The following is a 2,049-nucleotide window of genomic DNA, read 5'->3' on the forward strand; positions in this document are numbered from 1 at the left end:
GAACTGGTCGATCGCCCGGTAGACGTAGTGCCACTGGCCCGCGACCTTGACGTAGGTCTCGTCGACCTGCCAGCGGTCGCCGACCGCGTGCCGGCAGGGCCGGGCGGCCTCGGCGAGCAGCGGCGTGAACCGTTGCACCCAGCGGTAGACCGTGACGTGGTCGACCTCGACGCCTCGCTCAGCGAGCAGCTCCTCGACGTCGCGATAGGACAGACCGAAGCGGAGATACCAGCGGACCGCCAGCACGATCACATCGGGCGGGAAGCGGAAGCCGGCGAAGGCAGATCGCGGGACGGGAGCAGGGCGAGGCCGAGTTCTCATGCCAGCAGTCTCACCGCCCAGGCACGGTCACGAAGAACGCAACAGAGCCTGAAGGCCAATGCCGCGGGCCGGCGGCGTCCCCGATCAGCGAGTGAGCTCCGTGCTGAGCCTGGATCCACCGAAGCATCAGCGAAACTCGATAGTATCTCCGCAGTCAGCAGGCCATTGGAGGCGGGATGGCGCTTCACCCAATGGGTGCAGGACCCTAGGGCGAGAGAGGCCATCTGACCCGCGTAAACGCGTCATCACATAGGTGCGCTTCGGTGGATCCAGGCTAAGCAAGAGGTTGTCCCGCTCGCCGTGGAACTTGGGTGGCGGCCCGATGGGTGATCAGGCGGCATCCTCGTTGGTCGGTGTGACAGCGGTGGCGATCCTCTGGTCGAGGGTGGCCCGCAGGGCGGGCAGGTGCAGGTGGCCGTTGACGCGGCGGAACTGCTGGCGGGCCTCGCCCATGCCCGCGGCGACCCAGCGCAGCACCATCTGGCCGTCCTGCCAGCGCTTGACGTTGGCGGCGTGATCGCGGCAGATCTCGATCATCGACTCGATCGAGTTCGTGGACCGCAACGTGCGAGCCAGGGTGGGTGGCACGCCAAGCCGGCCGATCGTGAGGGTCTCGGCCAGCCCTTCACGAAGCGACGCGGCGGCGCCCGGGTGGGCGCGGTCCAGCTCCCGCGCCAAGGCCTCAAGGTCGGCCTGGGCCACCAGCGGATCGGGGTTGCGGTAGGCGGCCCGCATCCGTTTGGCCGCAGTCGAGGCCACCGCGTCGGGCAGCCGGTCGGTGACATTGCGGAGCTTGTGGAGCTGGCAGCGCTGGATCAGCGGGTGGTCGAACACGTTGAGCACCGCGCGGCGAAGGGCCTTGGCGCCGTCGAGGACCACCAGGATCGGCCGGGTGGTGTCCAGCCCGCGCTCCCGCAGCCCGGTCAGCACGTCGGTGACCACGGTGGTGTTCTCGGTGGCGCCCTCGGCCAGGGCCAGGGGGACCTTGGTCCCGTCGATGGTGATACCGAGCGCGACCACGCAGGTGTGGTCGGCCACCCGGATCCCGTCGATCATGAGCGCGACCAGGTCCAGCCCGGAGAGGTCCTGGGCGAGCAACTCGGCCAGGGCGTGCTCGGTCCGGGCCACGAACCGACGCGAGACCGCCGACTTGGAGGTCCCCACCGCCGCCCGCTCAACCTCGGTGCCCACGGGTTCCAGCCCGACCCGATAACGGCGGGTGGACAGCTTGGCCAGCATCCGCTCCACCGCCAGCTGGTCCAGCAGCTCGGTGGCGGCGAACGCCTGATAGGTCGGCACCGCCAGCTCGCCAGTGCCATCAGCGGTCCGGACCCGCGGGCGGCGGATCCGCACCCGGCGGCCACCCAGGGTCACCTGGCCCGGCTCGCTGCCGTGGCGGACCGCCGCCCGGGCCGGGTGGTGGCGGCCCTTGGGCCCGACCAGCCGGTCGACATCCTCGGCCAGCATGGCCTGCAGCACCTGCAAGCCGGTCCCCACGGCCAGGGCCAACAGCCCCTCACGGGCGGCACCGGCCAGCTCAGCGACCGCGACGGTCACCTGCTCAGGCAACTGGAGCTGGGCATGGTCGGTGGTGGCGGTGCGGTGGGTATCCTTCGGCACGGCGGTCCCCTTCTGGTCGAGTGTCTTGGCGGATGCCCGACACCTACCACACGGCAGGCATCAGGCGGGGACCGCCACCTCAACTTCTACGGGAACCGGGACAACCTC

Annotated in this window: 2 protein-coding genes; both read right to left on the minus strand. The window is 70.2% G+C overall.

Translation table 11 applies throughout. The features are described 5' to 3' along the window. Positions 1-321, minus strand: a 321-nt coding sequence (locus VF468_13285) for an IS6 family transposase (GenBank protein HEX5879268.1), incomplete at its 3' end; no start/stop codon positions are given. Between the two features lie 330 nt (positions 322-651). Beyond that, a complete protein-coding gene (locus VF468_13290) occupies positions 652-1,941 on the minus strand; it encodes an IS256 family transposase (protein ID HEX5879269.1) in 1,290 nt (429 codons plus the stop codon). Between the last annotated feature and the right edge of the window lie 108 nt (positions 1,942-2,049).

It is taken from the genome of Actinomycetota bacterium, from assembly GCA_036280995.1.
Taxonomy (GTDB): domain Bacteria; phylum Actinomycetota; class CALGFH01; order CALGFH01; family CALGFH01; genus CALGFH01.